A 15,314-nucleotide genomic window follows, 5' to 3' on the forward strand; every position below is an offset into this window, starting at 1 on the left:
CCTTGGGGGGGTGGTGTTTTTTTCCCACCCCCCCGCGGTGCGCCCATCGCACCACCCCCCCCTCCGGGCGGCCCCGGGGGGCCCCCCCCGCCCCCGGCCCTTTCGCGTACGTGGGGAGACCGTAACCTGCGTGCGGAGTGTCGCGTTATGAACACTTCCGTCCGATACACCAAGATATGCGCGGAATCATTATGTCGCGTCCGTTCGGCGGAGAGGGGTTCCAGGATGAGCAGCGGATCGGTGTCGCCACGCGGTTTCGAGGCCGTACGGGGGCGCGGCTACCGTCCCGAACAGGTCGACGCGTACACCGACGCCCTCTCCCGGAACCGGGACGCCGCCTGGGAACGCGCCGCCCGGCTGACCGTGCTGGCCAGGGAGATGGAGGAGGAGCTCGCGGAGCTGCGGGAGACCGTGGCGGCGCTGGCTCCGCAGACGTACGAGGCGCTCGGGGAGGGGGCGCGGCGGCTCTTCCGGCTAGTCCAGGAGGAGGCCGAGGCCGTGCGGGAGAGTGCGCGGCAGGAGGCGCAGCGCCTGGTGGATGAGGCGCAGGAGTACGCGGACGGCGTGCGCGGGGCCGCGCAGGCGCACGCCGATGCCGTACGCGCCGAGGCCCAGGAACGCGCCCGGCAGCGCCTGCTCGCGTCGCGCGCCGAGGCCGACGAGATCCGTATCGGCGCTCGGCGCGAGGTGAAGGAGTGCCGCGGTGAGGCGCTGGCCGCGTTGCGTGAGATGCGGCAGCGCACCACCGGAATGCTTGCCGAGCAGGCCAAGGAGCACGCCGAGCGGTGGGCCGAGGCCGAGCGCGAGGCGGAGGAGCGGGCGGCCGCGCTGGAGGTGCGGAACACCGAGCGGCTGGCGCGGGCCGAGGCGGCGCTCCTGGAGGCGGAGCAGGCGTTCGTCGAGGCGGAGGCGTCGGCGCGGCAGCGGCCGGAGGAGGCGCGGGCGCGGGCCGTGGAGGTGGTGGCCGAGGCGCGGGCGCGGGCGGAGCGGATCGCCCGGGAGACGGAGCGGGTGCTGCGGGAGCACGGGGAGATGTGGGACGACATGCAGGCGCAGATGGATCACGTACGGAACAGCCTGGCGGCGTTGACGGGGCGGGCGGCGATGGAGTGAGGGGGAGGGGCTGGTGGAGGCGCCCGGCGTTCGGGAGATGCCCCCGACGCCACCCGGCGGCCCGGTCGCCGAAGGGGCCATCAGCTCTCCCTCCTCACCGCCCCCGCCAGGATCCACCCCTCCACCGCCTCGTACTGCCGCCGCTGCTCCTCCGCCTTCCGCTTCCCGGAGGCCACCGTCCCCAGCCACCCGAGGACGAAGCCCGCCGGGATCGACACCAGGCCCGTCGTCGTGAACGGGAACCAGTTGAAGTCGGCTTCGGGGAAGGCGGAGACCGGGGAGCCGGAGACCAGATTGGTGCCCGGCATCAGCAGCAGCACCACCAGCGAGCCGCCGATCAGCGTGCACAGCAGGCCCGTTCGGGTGTAGCGGCGCCAGAAGAGGCTGTAGACGAGCGCGGGGGCGATGGCCGAGGCACCCAGGCAGAAGGACAGGGTCACCAGGGGCTGCAGGCTGCGGTGCTGGACCAGCGTGGCCAGCACGATGGCCGGGACGCCGACCGCGAGGGCCGAGACGCGGGCCAGCATCATCTCGCGGCGCTCCGACATCTCCTGCACGCGGGCCGCGAACACGTCGTGCGCGAGGGAGTTCGCGCAGGCGAGGATCATGCCGGCCACGGAGGCGAGCAGGGTGAGGAAGATCGCCGTGGTGACCGTCGTGAACAGCAGCGTCTCGGCCGTCGACACGTCCTGACCGAAGGCCGCCCGCGACGCCAGCAGGTACGCCGTGTTGCCCTGCGGATCCGCCTGTGCGATCACCGCCCGCCCGATCAGCGCCGTGGCACCGAACCCGACGATCGTGATGACCAGTACGAACAGCACCACCGACGACACCGCCCAGGACATCGAACGGCGTACCTGAGGGGCGCTGGAGGCGGTGTACATCCGCATGGTGACGTGCGGCAGACAGGCGCCGCCGAGGACCACGGCCAGCTGGGAGCTGATCATGTCGAGGCCCGGATGCGGGCCGCTCTCGAACTGCAGACCGGACCGCAGGAACGCGGACCCCACCCCGCTCTGCTCCGCCGCCGTGTCGAACAGCGCGCCCGGGTCCCAGTCGAACCTGTTCAGGATCAGTACGGCGACCACGCCGCCCGACCCGAGCAGCATCACGATCTTCAGGATCTGGATGAGGGCCGTGCCCTTCATCCCGCCGATCGCCGCGTAACTGATCATCAGTACGCCCAGCCCGATGATGCAGCCCGTCTTCAGCGAGTCGCCGGAGAAGCCCAGGACGAACGCCAGCAACTGCCCCGTCCCCGCGAGCTGCACCAGCATCAGCGGCAGCAGCGCGGCGAGGGTCACCACACACGCCGCGATGCGCACGCCCCGCCCCGGCATCCGCCGCGCCAGCGCGTCCCCCATCGTGAACCGGCCCGCGTTGCGCAGCGGTTCGGCCAGCAGGAACATCAGCAGCATCAGCGACAGCGCCGTACTGAGGGCGAGGACGACCCCGTCGTAGCCCCACAGGGCGATGACCCCGCCGGTGCCCAGCACGGTCGCGGCGGAGATGTAATCGCCCGCGATCGCCAGGCCGTTGCGCATGGGGGACAGGGAGCTGTAGCCGGTGTAGAACTCGTCGAGGTCGTCACGGTCCGGGCCGGTCATCACGCACAGCAGCAGGGTGATGGTGGCGACGGTGGTGAAGCCGACCAGGGACATCGCCTGCGCGGAATCGCTGAAGCCCGTCATCGTGCCGCCGCCTCCTCCCGCTTGGCGTCCAGCTCCGCATGCTTGCGGATGCGGTCCGCGAGCGGATCGACGTAACGGCGGGCGGTGTGCTCGTACAGGGCGATCGCCAGCCAGGTGACGGGCAGTTGGAGCAGCGCGAGCAGCAGGCCGGTGGGCAGTCCGTCGACGACCGTGCCCGTCATGAAGGACGGCGCGAACGCGGACAGCACCAGGAAGAGCGTGAAGTAACCGAGCGCGGTGAGCGTGGCGGTGCGCCGCTGCCAGCGGTAGGCGCTGCGCAGGATCCGCAGGTCGCTGTGGTGGCCGAGGGCGGGGTGGCGGCGGGGGCGTCGCTCGGCCGGTTCGGGGGCGGCGGGCGGCTGCCGGGGGGAGGTGGCGTACGGCGGTGACGCGTCGTGCCGAGGGTACGAGTTCGGAGGGTACGAGTTCGGAGGGTATGAGTGCGGCGGGTATGAGTGCGGTGGGTATGAGTGCGGTGGGTATGGGTCGTAGGACATCCCGGTGCTCCTTGCGCGGCTCGGGTCCGGGGTGAGTGGGAGCCACGCACGCTACTTCTTGGGAACGGGGATGCGCGAGGGTTTCACCAAACTGATCGGTCGGTATGCGCTTACTACGCTGACCTCGGGTGTTACCCGCATTAACGCAGACTTTTACTCGAGGTGAACCAGCGCCACGGGCCCGGGCACCTCGCTGTGTCGTCGAGCCGTGCCCCGAACAACCGGCCGCCGATCGACGCGTCGCCGCACCGAACTCCCCGCCACCATGGCGAAGCCCACGCTCCCCACCCCTGCGGCCGGAACCCGCACCGATCGGATCGGGCGAGGCGGTGACGGGCCCGGCGATCCGGCGGCCCATGATGTCGTATGCCACCCCAGGCAGCGTCACACAGAGGGAAGTTGCCGCGCGGGCCCGACGAAGTGCGCCGCGCCGAGCAGGGAAGTGAGCGTGGCGAGGGCGGGGCTGTAGGCGGCTCCCCCCGAGGCGCTGGGACGGGGGCCCGTACCTGGGGACCCAAAGTGACGTACCGGCCTTCGCGGAAGAGACGCGCCCTCGATCCGGCAGGCCGCTTCCCGTGCCCTGTCAGTGCCCGAGATGCGAGCGCCGATAACGGATCCCGGGCCGGCCATCGACGGTGATGTCCTCCATGGCGGTGAAGGCATTCCGCTCCAGGACGGCCCGGGACGCCCCGTTGTCGAGGGTGGTGACGGCGGCGATGGACGTCAGCCCGTACGCCGTACCGGCCATCCGGCACACCTTGGCGACCGCCGCCGTAGCGACGCCCTTGCCCGCGGCCCGCTCGCCGACGCGATACCCGAGCTCTGCGGAACCGCCCTCGACGTCGACCAGGTTCACGCGGCCGATGAGGTGCCCCTCCTCGTCCACCACCACATGGAAGTGGCACACTCCGGCGTCCTGTTCGGCCAGCAGAGCCGCGTGCCTGGCGGCGAAGCCGGCGAAGTACCCGTCCCCGCGGTCCGGCACCGTTCGCGCGAAGTACTCCCGGTTCTCCCGCTCGAAGGCCAGCAGTGCCTCCGCATGATCGGCCCGCAGCCGCTCCACCCGCACCATGGGCGCCAGGATATGGACAACAGCGACGGATGTCCGTCCGAGGTATGACTTTGTGGTCTCGAAGTACGACACCGTCGTGGGCCCCTGAGGCGATGTCAGGCCGTGATCGCGCGGCCTACCGTCGTCGGCATGACGAACAGATCCCGGCGCTTATCCGGGGCCGCCGCACTCGCGCTCGCCCTGTCGCTGTCCCTGCCGATTGTCGGTGCGGGTGCCGTGTCCGCAGCGCCCACCCCCTCCGCCGCTTCGACCACCGTGGACGCCCGAGCCGAACTGCCTCGCCCCACCGGCCCGCACGCCGTGGGCCGCGGCACGATCCATCTCGTCGACACCGGCCGTCCGGACCCCTGGGTACCGTCCGCCGGCGCGCGCCAGTTGATGGCGTCCATGTACTACCCCGCCCGGCCCGGAGCGGGCGGACCCACCGCCCCGTACATGACCACCGAAGAGGCCCGTCTCCTGCTGCGGTTGCGGGCCCCGGACGCCACCGTCCCGCCCGAGGTGATCAGCGGTGTCCGTACCTGGGCGCGCACCGACGCGCGCCCGGCGCACGGCAGGTTCCCGCTCGTGGTGCTGTCGCCCGGATTCACGTTCCCGCGCGCCACCCTCACCGGCCTCGCCGAGGACCTGGCCAGTCGTGGATACGTCGTCGCGCTGGTCGATCACCCGTATGAGAACGCCGGTACGACCCTTCCCGACGGGCGGACTCTGCCCTGCGCCATCTGTGACCGGCCCCCTGAGGGCGGGTTCGCGGTCGTCGCCAACAGCCGGGTCAAGGACCTCTCCTTCGTGCTGGACCGGCTGACCGGCCGTCACCCCGCCTGGCGCCACGCCCGCATGATCGACCCGCGGCGGATCGGCATGGGCGGCCACTCCATCGGAGGCAACGCCACCGCCGCGACCATGGCCGCCGACGCGCGCGTGCGGGCCGGCGTGAACATGGACGGCACCTTCTTCGCTCCCGTCTCCGACAGCGGCCTCGACGGCCGTCCCTTCCTGATGTTCGGGGCGAAGGACAGGACCGTCGACGAGACCTGGGACGAGGCATGGGCTCACCTGGACGGTTGGAAGCGCTGGCTGACGGTCGCCGGGGCCGACCACGGCTCCTTCACCGACGTGCCCCTCCTCGCGGAGCTGGTCGGCATCCCGGACGATCCCGGCGTGCTCCCGTTCGAGCGCTCAGAGGCCCTCACGCGCGCGTACGTCGCGGCTTTCTTCGACCTGCACCTGAAGCGGATCGCCCAGCCGTTGCTCGACGGCCCGTCACCCGCGAACCCCGAGGTCTCGGTCCGACTGCCCTGACCTGCCCGCGCGTCACTCCTTGAGCACCGGAAACCTGCGCGGCGCCAGCACCAGCAGCACCACGAACGCCACCGCCGCCGCGCACGCCGCACCCAGGTACACCGCGTGCACCGCGTCCGCGATCGCCCGGCGGGTCGCCTCGGGCGCGGTGCCCGCGTCCAGCGCCCGCGTCACCGAGTCCAGGTCGCTCGCGCCGCCGAGCCGTGCGGCCAGTACGCCGTTCGCGACAGCCCCGAAGATCGCCGCCCCCGCTGTCTGGCCTGTCTGGCGGCAGAACAGCACCGACGCCGTCGTCGTACCCCGCTCCGACCACTCCACCGTCGACTGCACCCCGACGAGCAGCGGGAGTTGGAAGAGGCCCAGCGCGGCCCCGAGCAGCAGCATCAGCAGGGCCGGCTGCCAGGCCTCGCCGGGGTACGGCAGGAAGGGGAACGCGAACAGGATCAGCGCCGCCGCGCCGATGCCCAGCATCGCCGTATTACGGAACCCGATCCTCCGGTACACGTGCTGACTGAGCGCCGCCGACACCGGCCAGCTCAGCGTCCAGACCGACAGCACGAATCCGGCCGCCACGGGCGCGAGCCCCAGCACCGACTGGGCGTACGTCGGCAGGAACACCGTCGGGGCCACCATCAGCAACCCCAGCGCGCCGAGGGCGAGGTTGACCGCGGCGATCGTACGGCGGCGCCAAACCCAGCCGGGGATGATCGGCTCGGCCGCCCGGCGCTCCACCAGCACCACGACCACCGCCAGGGCAAGTCCCGTACCGAACAGGGCGATCGAGGGGGCCGACAGCCATGGCCACGCCACCCCGCCCTGTACCAGCGCTGTGAGCAGCACGCCTCCGCACGCGAACACCGCCAGCGCGCCCGCCCAGTCGACACGCGCGCGCGTGGTGGCCGTATTCCGGTCCGTACGCTCCACATCCCGCGTCGGCTCATGCAGATACCGGACGATCAGCCATAACGCCACCGCCCCGATCGGCAGGTTGACCAGGAAGATCCAGCGCCAGTCCGCGTACGCCGCCAGCACTCCGCCAACGCCCGGGCCCGCGACCGCCGACACCGCCCACACCGTGGACAGCTTGGACTGGATCTTCGGCCGGTCCTTCAGGGGGTAGAGGTCCGCGGCGAGTGTCTGGACCGTGCCCTGCAAGGCCCCGCCGCCCAGCCCCTGCACGATACGGAAGGCGATCAGCGCGCCCATGTTCCAGGCCAGCGCGCACAGCAGGGAGCCGAGCAGGAAGAGGGCCGCGCCCGCGATCAGCACCGGCTTGCGGCCGAAGGTGTCGGAGAGCTTGCCGTAGACGGGGAGGGTGACGGTGACGGCGAGCAGGTAGCCGGAGAACAGCCAGGAGAAGACCGAGAAGCCGCCGAGGTCGCCGACGATCTGCGGGACGGCCGTGGAGACGATGGTGGAGTCGAGGGCGGCCAGCGCCATCGCGAGCATCAGGGCGGCTACGACGGCCCCCCGCCGGCCGGTCGTGGTGGGCTCTGCGATCGCCCGTATCGCGGGTCTCCTGTCGCCCACGCGGATTCCTTCCCCTTGCATCTATCTGCCGCGGAACAGCGTCCCACTTGACCCTCACGTCGCGGGAGGGTGGAGCCTGAGTGGGCCGGAGGGTGGAGCGGACCCCGAGAAGGGCTCCACCCGGCGGTGGAGGGCCCCTAGGGGTACCTCCGTACTACGGCTGGGGGAGGGTTCGTACCGCCGGAGGACGAGAGGGGGCGCGGGCTGTCCTTAACCTGGCTTTACGCCGCTGGGAAGCGGTCGGGGGCGGTTCACCGCACCCAGGGGGGTGGGGTTTTCCTCAGTAAAAGACTGCGCTGAACACCAGCGCGCCGGGCCCCCGCCTCCGGCCAGACTCTTCGTCGTAGCAGTTCAGTTCTCGCGACTCACCATCCATGGACCGACAGGTGCGCCCGTCGATCCATTCGCTGACCGACATAGGAGACTTACCGTGACATCGGCTGTAACCATTCCCAGGCACGGGGGCACTGGAGGGCGTACGGCCGTTGCCGCGCGGGCGCGGCAGGTCGTGAAGGCATACGGGTCCGGGGAGACCCGCGTCGTCGCCCTCGACCACGTCGACGTGGACATCGCCCGCGGCCAGTTCACCGCGATCATGGGCCCTTCGGGGTCCGGCAAGTCCACGCTGATGCACTGCCTCGCCGGTCTCGACACGGTGTCGTCCGGGCAGATCTATCTGGACGACACCGAGATCACCGGCCTGAAGGACAAGAAGCTCACACAGCTGCGCCGGGACCGGATCGGCTTCATCTTCCAGGCGTTCAACCTGCTGCCGACGCTGAACGCGATAGAGAACATCACGCTTCCCATGGACATCGCCGGCCGGAAGCCCGACAAGGCCTGGCTGGGCCGGGTCGTCGACACCGTCGGGCTCTCCGACCGGCTCAAGCACCGGCCGACCCAGCTCTCCGGCGGCCAGCAGCAGCGGGTCGCCGTGGCGCGGGCCCTGGCCGCCCGCCCGGAGATCATCTTCGGTGACGAGCCGACCGGAAACCTCGACTCGCGCGCGGGTGCCGAGGTACTGGGCTTCCTGCGCCGGTCGGTCGACGAGCTGGGCCAGACCATCGTGATGGTCACGCACGACCCGGTGGCCGCCTCGTACGCGGACCGGGTGCTGTATCTCGCCGACGGCCGGATCGTCGACGAGATGTACAAGCCGACCGCCGAGGCCGTCCTGGACCGCATGAAGGACTTCGACGCCCGGGGGCGTACGTCATGACCGTCCTGAAGACCTCGATGCGCAACTTCTTCGCGCACAAGGGACGCATGGCGCTGTCGGCCGTCGCCGTGCTGCTGTCGGTGGCGTTCGTGTGCGGCACGCTCGTGTTCACCGACACGATGAACACGACGTTCGACAAGCTGTTCTCGACGACCGCCACCGACGTCACGGTCTCCCCGAAGAACGCCAAGAGCGACGACACCCCGCAGAACGGCAAGCCGGAGTCGCTGCCGGCCGCCATGCTGGAGCAGGTGACCAAGGCGGACGGCGTCAAGTCGGCCGAGGGCGCGGTCAGTTCGATGAACGTGACCGTCGTCAACAGCGACGACAAGAACATGGGCTCCAGCAACGGCGCCCCGACCATCGTGGGCAACTGGACCAAGAACGACCTGCGGTCGATGGAGATCACCTCCGGACACGCCCCGCGCGGGCCGACCGAGCTGATGGTCGACGCCGACACCGCCGACAAGCACGACCTGAAGCTCGGCGACGAACTGCGCACCATCTCCGTCGCCGGTGACTTCAGGGCGAAGATCGTCGGCATCGCCACCTTCAAGGTGACCAACCCCGGTGCCGCCGTCGTCTACCTCGACACGGCCACCGCACAGCGCGAACTGCTCGGCGCCACCGGCCGGTTCACGCAGATCTACGTCAACGCCGCGTCCGGTGTCACCGACGCGCAGCTCAAGCAGAACGTCACCCAGGCCCTGGACGGCACCTTCAAGGTCCAGACGGCCAAGGAGAACGCCGACGAGAACCGCAAGGGCATCGACGAGTTCATGGGCGTGATCAAGTACGCCATGCTCGGCTTCGCCGGCATCGCGTTCCTGGTCGGCATCTTCCTGATCATCAACACCTTCTCGATGCTGGTCGCCCAGCGCACCCGGGAGATCGGCCTGATGCGGGCGATCGGCTCGTCCCGCAAGCAGGTCAACCGCTCGGTGCTGGTGGAGGCGCTGCTGCTCGGCTTCGTCGGCTCGATCCTGGGCGTCGGCGCGGGCGTCGGCATCGCCGTCGGCCTGATGAAGCTCATGTCGATGACGGGCATGAACCTCTCCACCGACGACCTCACGGTGAAGACGACGACCCCGGTGGCCGGCCTCGTGCTCGGCGTCGTGGTCACCGTCCTCGCCGCCTACCTGCCGGCCCGCCGCGCCGGCAAGGTCTCCCCGATGGCCGCGCTGCGCGACGCCGGTACGCCGGCCGACGGCAGGGCGGGCCTGGTGCGCGGTGTGATCGGACTCGTGCTGACGGGCGCGGGCGCCTTCGCCCTCTACACGGCGGCCACGGCCGACAAGGCGAGCGACGGCGCGCTGATGCTCGGCGGGGGAATCGTCCTGTCCCTGATCGGCTTCGTCGTCATCGGCCCGCTGCTGGCCGGCGGGGTCGTGCGGGTGATCAGCGCGGTGCTGCTGCGGGCCTTCGGACCCGTTGGCCGCATGGCCGAGCGCAACGCCCTGCGCAACCCGCGCCGCACCGGCGCCACGGGCGCGGCCCTGATGATCGGCCTGGCCCTGGTGGCCTGCCTGTCGGTGGTCGGCTCCTCGATGGTCGCCTCGGCCACCAGCGAGCTGGACAAGTCGGTCGGCGCGGACTTCATCGTCCAGGGCAACCAGCGGATCTTCCCGCAGGCCGAGAAGGCGATGGAGCAGACGCCGGGCCTTGCCCACGTCACCAGTTACAAGGAGATCGAGGCCACACTGACCTCGCCCGACGGCAAGAAGGACGACTCCGGCATCACCGCCGCCGACCCGACGTACGCCCAGGACCTGCGCCGCCCGACCACGGCGGGCACCCTCTCGGCCGCCTACGGCAAGGACGCCATGTCGGTCGGCTCGGACTACGCCAAGGCGCACGGCGTGCGCGTCGGCGACACCATCACCGTCGCCTTCAAGGGCGGCGAGACGGCGAAGCTGAAGGTCGCCGCCATCACGGACGACGACAGCGCCCTCGACCAGGGCGCCCGCTACACCAGCATCGAGACGATGCGGAAGTACGTCCCGGCCGACCAGGTCCCGCCGAACACGATCATGTTCGCGCAGGCCAAGGAGGGCCAGCAGGAGCAGGCGTACGCGGCACTGAAGAAGTCGCTGCACGACTACCCGCAGTACCAGGTCCGCGACCAGACCGACTACAAGCAGGAACTGAAGGACCAGATAGGCCAGCTCCTGAACATGGTCTACGGCCTGCTGGCCCTGGCGATCATCGTGGCGGTCCTGGGCGTGGTGAACACCCTGGCCCTGTCGGTGGTCGAGCGGACGCGGGAGATCGGCCTGATGCGGGCGATCGGCCTCTCGCGGCGCCAACTGCGGCGGATGATCCGCATGGAGTCGGTGGTCATCGCCCTCTTCGGCGCGCTGCTGGGCCTGGGCCTGGGCATGAGCTGGGGCGCCACCGCCCAGAAGCTCCTCGCCCTGGAGGGTCTGAACGTCCTCGACATCCCCTGGCCGACGATCACCGGAGTCTTCATCGGATCGGCGTTCGTGGGCCTGTTCGCGGCACTGATCCCGGCGTTCAGGGCGGGCCGGATGAACGTACTGAACGCGATCGCGACCGAGTAGCCACCACAGAGACGGGGGAAGCCCGGCGCCGAGAAGTCACGGGGGGCTTCTCGGCGCCGGGTCCGTTGTGTGCGCAGCCGTTGTGTAAGCAGCTGCCGCAGCTGCGGGCAGTCGTGCCGCTGGGGCGGCACGGGTGGGCGCAGCGGCACCCAACGTTATCCACAGCCCCCGCCACCCGCCGCAGCGGCGACGTACGCTGGAGACCCCCGGCCGGTCACCGCGTCGGGCCCTTCGCGTTGCCCACCCCCGGACGAAAGCCGCCCCCGAATGAGCCTGCACGGTCTGCTCGACGCCGTAGTCAAGGACCCCGCCCTCGCGGAAGCGATCACCGCGGCCGCAGACGGCAACCGCATGCACGTCGACCTGGTCGGCCCCCCGGCGGCCCGCCCCTTCGCGGTCGCCGCCCTCGCCCGCGAGGCCGGCCGCCCCGTACTGGCGGTGACGGCGACGGGACGGGAGGCCGAGGACCTGGCCGCGGCCCTGCGCTCCCTGCTCCCCGCTGAGGGAGTCGTGGAGTACCCGTCCTGGGAGACCCTCCCGCACGAGCGCCTCAGCCCCCGCAGCGACACCGTCGGCCGCCGTCTCGCCGTCCTGCGCCGGCTGGCCCACCCGCGCCCCGACGACCCCGAGACCGGCCCGGTCTCCGTGGTCGTGGCGCCCGTACGATCCGTGCTCCAGCCGCAGGTCAAGGGCCTCGGCGACCTGGAGCCGGTGGCTCTGCGCACGGGCCGGACCGCGGACCTGAACGAGGTGGTGGACGCCCTCGCGGCAGCCGCGTACGCGCGCGTGGAGCTCGTGGAGAAGCGCGGCGAGTTCGCGGTGCGCGGCGGCATCCTCGACGTCTTCCCGCCCACCGAGGAACACCCCCTGCGCATCGAGTTCTGGGGCGACGACGTAGAGGAGATCCGCTACTTCAAGGTCGCCGACCAGCGCTCCCTGGAGGTCGCCGAGCACGGCCTGTGGGCCCCTCCCTGCCGCGAGCTGCTGCTCACCGACGACGTCCGCGCACGCGCGCGTGCCCTCGCCGAGCAGCACCCGGAACTCGGCGAACTGCTCGGCAAGATCGCCGAGGGCATCGCCGTGGAGGGCATGGAGTCCCTGGCGCCGGTGCTGGTCGACGACATGGAGCTGCTGCTCGACGTCCTGCCGAAGGGCGCCATGGCCGTCGTATGCGACCCGGAGCGGGTACGCACGCGTGCGGCGGATCTCGTGGCCACGAGTCAGGAGTTCCTGCAGGCCTCCTGGGCGGCCACCGCCGGCGGCGGGGAGGCGCCCATCGACGTCGGCGCGGCCTCCCTGTGGTCCATCGCGGACGTCCGGGACCGGGCGCGCGAGCTGGACATGATGTGGTGGTCGGTGTCGCCGTTCGCGGCGGACGAGGAGCTGGATGCCGACACTCTGAAGCTGGGGATGCACGCGCCGGAGAGCTACCGCGGTGACACCGCCCGGGCCCTCGCCGACACCAAGGGCTGGCTCGCCGACGGCTGGCGCGCGGTCTACGTGACCGAGGCGCACGGCCCGGCGGCCCGTACCGTCGAGGTGCTCGGCGGCGAGGGCATCGCCGCCCGCCTGGACGCGGACCTCGCGTCGCTGAGCCCCTCCGTCGTGCACGTGGCGTGCGGCTCGATCGACTACGGCTTCGTGGACCCGCACCTGAGACTGGCCGTCCTGACGGAAACCGACCTGTCCGGCCAGAAGGCGGCCGGCAAGGACGGCGCCCGGATGCCCGCCCGCCGCCGCAAGACCATCGACCCGCTGACGCTGGAAGCGGGCGACTACATCGTCCACGAGCAGCACGGCGTGGGCCGTTACATCGAGATGGTGCAGCGCACCGTCCAGGGCGCGACCCGCGAGTACCTGGTGGTGGAGTACGCGCCCGCCAAGCGCGGCCAGCCCGGCGACCGGCTGTACATCCCCACCGACCAGCTGGAGCAGATCACCAAGTACGTCGGCGGCGAGGCCCCCACCCTGCACCGCCTGGGCGGCGCCGACTGGACGAAGACCAAGGCGCGCGCGAAGAAGGCCGTCAAGGAGATCGCGGCGGACCTGATCAAGCTGTACAGCGCGCGGATGGCGGCGCCCGGGCACACCTTCGGCGCCGACACCCCCTGGCAGCGTGAGCTGGAGGACGCCTTCCCGTACGCGGAGACGCCCGACCAGCTCACCACCATCGCCGAGGTCAAGGAGGACATGGAGAAGTCGGTCCCCATGGACCGCCTGGTCTGCGGCGACGTCGGCTACGGCAAGACGGAGATCGCGGTCCGCGCCGCCTTCAAGGCCGTACAGGACGGCAAGCAGGTGGCGGTGCTGGTGCCCACCACCCTGCTGGTGCAGCAGCACTTCGGGACGTTCTCCGAGCGCTACTCGCAGTTCCCGGTCAATGTGCGGGCGCTGTCCCGCTTCCAGACCGACACGGAGGCGAAGGCGGTCCTGGAGGGGCTCAGGGAGGGCTCGGTGGACGTCGTCATCGGCACCCACCGGCTGTTCTCCTCGGAGACGAAGTTCAAGGACCTGGGCCTGGTCGTCGTCGACGAGGAGCAGCGCTTCGGCGTCGAGCACAAGGAGCAGCTGAAGAAGCTGCGCGCGAACGTGGACGTGCTGACCATGTCCGCGACGCCGATCCCCAGGACCCTGGAGATGGCGGTCACCGGCATCCGTGAGATGTCCACGATCACCACCCCGCCGGAGGAGCGCCACCCGGTACTCACCTTCGTCGGCCCGTACGAGGAGAAGCAGATCGGCGCGGCCATCCGCCGCGAGCTGCTGCGCGAGGGCCAGGTCTTCTACATCCACAACCGGGTGGAGTCGATCGACCGGGCGGCGGCGAGGCTGCGCGAGATCGTCCCGGAGGCGCGGATCGCCATCGCCCACGGCCAGATGTCGGAGCAGGCCCTGGAGCAGGTCGTCGTCGACTTCTGGGAGAAGAAGTTCGACGTCCTCGTCTCCACGACGATCGTCGAGTCCGGCATCGACATCTCCAACGCGAACACCCTGATCGTGGAGCGCGGCGACAACTTCGGCCTCTCGCAGCTGCATCAGCTGCGCGGCCGGGTGGGCCGAGGCCGCGAGCGCGGCTACGCCTACTTCCTCTACCCGCCGGAGAAGCCCCTGACCGAGACCGCCCACGAGCGCCTGGCGACCATCGCCCAGCACACGGAGATGGGCGCGGGCATGTACGTGGCGATGAAGGACCTGGAGATCCGCGGCGCGGGCAATCTGCTCGGCGGCGAGCAGTCCGGCCACATCGCGGGCGTCGGCTTCGACCTGTACGTCCGCATGGTCGGCGAGGCCGTCGCGGACTACCGCGCCTCCCTGGAGGGCGGTGTGGAGGAGGAGCCGCCGCTGGAGGTCAAGATCGAGCTCCCCGTCGACGCGCACGTCCCGCACGACTACGCGCCCGGCGAGCGGCTGCGCCTCCAGGCCTACCGGGCGATCGCCTCGGTGAACTCCGAGGAGGACATCAGGTCCGTACGCGAGGAACTCGTCGACCGCTACGGCAAGCTGCCCGAGCCGGTGGAGAACCTGCTGCTGGTGGCGGGCCTGCGCATGCTCGCGCGCGCGTGCGGAGTCGGCGAGATCGTCCTGCAGGGCAACAACATCCGCTTCGCGCCCGTGGAACTGCGCGAGTCCCAGGAACTGCGGGTCAAGCGGCTCTACCCGGGAACCGTCATCAAGCCGGCGGTGCACCAGGTGCTCGTGCCGCGCCCGAAGACCGCGAAGGTGGGCGGCAAGCCGTTGGTCGGGCGGGAACTGCTCGGCTGGGTCGGCGAGTTCCTGACGTCGATCCTGGGGTCGTAGAAGCCTGACGAGGGCTCAGGCCACCGGACGCATGCGGGCGCCGGTGGCCTCGCGCAGGGCCGCCGCGAGCCGGTCGCGTACGGCGACCTGCGCGGCGATGCGTTCCTCCATCACCGCGAGGCGCTCGGCGGCGACCCGCAGGGCCGTGTCCGAGGCCGGGCGGGCGTCGTGCCCGACCGGCCCCATGACCTCCGCGAGCCTCCGGCCTTACGGCTGTTCGGGCCTGTCGCGATCCATGCCGAGCGAGCCTTCGATTCTCCGCTGCGCGTCGTCGACCTGGCGCTCGTACTTGTTGCCCGTCTTCTCGTTGGCTTTCCGTTCCGCGGCGTCGGACATGTCCTTGGCCTTGCTGCCCTTCGCCTGGCTCTTGAATCTGTCGAAGATGCCCATCCAGAGCTCCTTCCGGAGGTGACTCGAATCGACGATACGCCCGAGTTGCGAGGGATGCCCATTTAAGGGTCGCTATGGTCTGGACCTCTCGGCCGCTACCGTGAGACCAGGAAGAACCGCCGTGCGGGGGCGGGAACCTGG

The 15,314-nt window shown here is 70.8% G+C and carries 10 protein-coding genes and 1 pseudogene; 5 read left to right on the forward strand and 6 right to left on the reverse strand.

Annotation, left to right across the window (positions count from 1 at the left end; translation table 11 throughout):
- The first annotated feature begins 225 nt into the window (after positions 1–225).
- On the forward strand, positions 226–1,113 hold the full coding sequence (locus ABT063_RS29700) for a cellulose-binding protein (RefSeq protein WP_351062470.1): 888 nt from the start codon (positions 226–228) through the stop codon (positions 1,111–1,113).
- Positions 1,114–1,193: 80 nt separating this feature from the next.
- Here the strand turns inward: ABT063_RS29700 and ABT063_RS29705 are convergent, their stop codons facing one another.
- The 3 genes from ABT063_RS29705 to ABT063_RS29715 all read right to left on the reverse strand — a co-directional run bounded on the left by ABT063_RS29705 (position 1,194) and on the right by ABT063_RS29715 (position 4,373).
- A complete protein-coding gene (locus ABT063_RS29705; protein WP_351062472.1) occupies positions 1,194–2,804 on the reverse strand; it encodes a sodium/solute symporter in 1,611 nt (536 codons plus the stop codon).
- Positions 2,801–3,301, reverse strand: a complete 501-nt coding sequence (locus ABT063_RS29710) for a DUF485 domain-containing protein (RefSeq protein ID WP_351062474.1) — start codon at positions 3,299–3,301, stop codon at positions 2,801–2,803. Before ABT063_RS29710 ends, ABT063_RS29705 begins: the two co-directional genes overlap by 4 nt.
- Before the next feature lie 583 nt (positions 3,302–3,884).
- Entirely contained in the window at positions 3,885–4,373 is a 489-nt protein-coding gene (locus ABT063_RS29715; RefSeq protein WP_351062475.1) for a GNAT family N-acetyltransferase, read from the reverse strand.
- A gap of 129 nt (positions 4,374–4,502) precedes the next feature.
- On the opposite strand from ABT063_RS29715, the gene ABT063_RS29720 reads away from it, so the two are divergent.
- Positions 4,503–5,675, forward strand: a complete 1,173-nt coding sequence (locus tag ABT063_RS29720) for an alpha/beta hydrolase family protein (RefSeq protein ID WP_351062477.1) — start codon at positions 4,503–4,505, stop codon at positions 5,673–5,675.
- Between the two features lie 12 nt (positions 5,676–5,687).
- Here the strand turns inward: ABT063_RS29720 and ABT063_RS29725 are convergent, their stop codons facing one another.
- Positions 5,688–7,205: an MFS transporter gene (locus tag ABT063_RS29725; protein ID WP_502990911.1), complete on the reverse strand. Its 1,518-nt coding sequence runs from the start codon at positions 7,203–7,205 to the stop codon at positions 5,688–5,690.
- Positions 7,206–7,635: 430 nt separating this feature from the next.
- Between ABT063_RS29725 and ABT063_RS29730 the strand changes: the two genes are divergently transcribed.
- The 3 genes from ABT063_RS29730 (at position 7,636) to mfd (ending at position 14,783) form a co-directional block, all read left to right on the forward strand.
- A complete protein-coding gene (locus ABT063_RS29730; protein ID WP_351062481.1) occupies positions 7,636–8,424 on the forward strand; it encodes an ABC transporter ATP-binding protein in 789 nt (262 codons plus the stop codon).
- Positions 8,421–10,985: an ABC transporter permease gene (locus ABT063_RS29735; RefSeq protein ID WP_351062483.1), complete on the forward strand. Its 2,565-nt coding sequence runs from the start codon at positions 8,421–8,423 to the stop codon at positions 10,983–10,985. Before ABT063_RS29730 ends, ABT063_RS29735 begins: the two co-directional genes overlap by 4 nt.
- Positions 10,986–11,252: 267 nt before the next feature.
- The gene (mfd, locus tag ABT063_RS29740; protein ID WP_351062485.1) at positions 11,253–14,783 is read left to right on the forward strand and encodes a transcription-repair coupling factor; all 3,531 of its coding nucleotides are present in this window, start codon (positions 11,253–11,255) and stop codon (positions 14,781–14,783) included.
- A 15-nt stretch (positions 14,784–14,798) separates the two neighbouring features.
- Here mfd and ABT063_RS29745 read toward each other — a convergent pair.
- Both ABT063_RS29745 and ABT063_RS29750 read right to left on the reverse strand, forming a co-directional pair.
- Positions 14,799–14,948, reverse strand: a pseudogene (locus tag ABT063_RS29745) (MerR family transcriptional regulator); the annotation flags it as partial.
- A 42-nt stretch (positions 14,949–14,990) separates the two neighbouring features.
- Positions 14,991–15,173, reverse strand: a complete 183-nt coding sequence (locus ABT063_RS29750) for an Rv0909 family putative TA system antitoxin (protein ID WP_351062487.1) — start codon at positions 15,171–15,173, stop codon at positions 14,991–14,993.
- Positions 15,174–15,314: the final 141 nt, after the last annotated feature.

Origin of the sequence: Streptomyces sp. NPDC002838 (assembly GCF_040295365.1) — a bacterium.
Taxonomy (GTDB): Bacteria; Actinomycetota; Actinomycetes; order Streptomycetales; family Streptomycetaceae; genus Streptomyces.

Coding starts and splice junctions, on each gene's coding strand:
- ABT063_RS29700 (WP_351062470.1), top strand. CDS start 226: ATGAGCAGCGGATCGGTGTCGCCACGCGGTTTCGAGGCCGTACGGGGG.
- ABT063_RS29705 (WP_351062472.1), bottom strand. CDS start 2,804: ATGACGGGCTTCAGCGATTCCGCGCAGGCGATGTCCCTGGTCGGCTTC.
- ABT063_RS29710 (WP_351062474.1), bottom strand. CDS start 3,301: ATGTCCTACGACCCATACCCACCGCACTCATACCCACCGCACTCATAC.
- ABT063_RS29715 (WP_351062475.1), bottom strand. CDS start 4,373: ATGGTGCGGGTGGAGCGGCTGCGGGCCGATCATGCGGAGGCACTGCTG.
- ABT063_RS29720 (WP_351062477.1), top strand. CDS start 4,503: ATGACGAACAGATCCCGGCGCTTATCCGGGGCCGCCGCACTCGCGCTC.
- ABT063_RS29735 (WP_351062483.1), top strand. CDS start 8,421: ATGACCGTCCTGAAGACCTCGATGCGCAACTTCTTCGCGCACAAGGGA.
- mfd (WP_351062485.1), top strand. CDS start 11,253: ATGAGCCTGCACGGTCTGCTCGACGCCGTAGTCAAGGACCCCGCCCTC.
- ABT063_RS29750 (WP_351062487.1), bottom strand. CDS start 15,173: ATGGGCATCTTCGACAGATTCAAGAGCCAGGCGAAGGGCAGCAAGGCC.